The following is a 243-nucleotide window of genomic DNA, read 5'->3' on the forward strand; positions in this document are numbered from 1 at the left end:
GATCTCCTGCTTCCACGAGGTGCGGGTCGTGCGGTCCTGCGTGACGTGGAACACGCTCGCGCCCGGCTGCTCGTCGGCGCGATCGGCGAACTTCTCGGCGAGCGCCTCGTAGCCGAGCTGCACCAGGTAGTGCCGCGCCTCGCGCAGCGGCTGGTCGAGCCGGTCGCGCACGAACTCCCAGCGCGCACGCACGCGCTTCAGCAGCTCCAGCGCCTGCCGCACGCGGTCTTCCAGCAGTTCGGC

General features: G+C 71.6%; 1 protein-coding gene. It reads right to left on the reverse strand.

Annotated features, from left to right (window positions below):
- Positions 1–243 (reverse strand): hypothetical protein (locus R0J88_RS22835; RefSeq protein ID WP_410901295.1); only part of this gene is annotated, 243 nt, incomplete at both ends.

Origin of the sequence: Pseudoalteromonas sp. SIMBA_162 (assembly GCF_046535955.1) — a bacterium.
Classification (GTDB): Bacteria; Pseudomonadota; Gammaproteobacteria; order Enterobacterales; family Alteromonadaceae; genus Pseudoalteromonas; species Pseudoalteromonas marina.